Source organism: Serratia sp. HNCC26DJ244, from assembly GCF_057180565.1.
On the sequence record NZ_JBXUGO010000157.1, the window covers coordinates 1 to 260 of the forward strand.

At 49.2% G+C, this 260-nt stretch carries 1 protein-coding gene; it reads right to left on the minus strand.

Features of this window, described 5'->3' with window-relative positions; all coding sequences use genetic code 11:
- Positions 1–260: hypothetical protein (locus tag AC2A06_RS19060; RefSeq protein WP_484381328.1), on the minus strand; the 260-nt coding region annotated here is incomplete at both ends.

Sequence of the window (260 nt, forward strand, 5' to 3'; positions counted from 1 at the left end):
CTCAGTACACCATTTTCGTTCTTAAGGAACGAAATAGAGTCTGCTTCCGAGTCAGCCAACACAAAGTCCAGATAGCCATCACCGTGACGGTCATAGGCTATCACCCCCCCTAAGTGGTTAAGGGTGCCTTGGTCTACTGATTTCGCCGTGTAACTGCCATCAGCATTCTGCATCCAGTAGGCAGTGCGTCCACCGTTACCATAAGAGCTGACCTGTGACATCACATCAGTCAAACCATCACGGTTAATATCCGCAAAGGT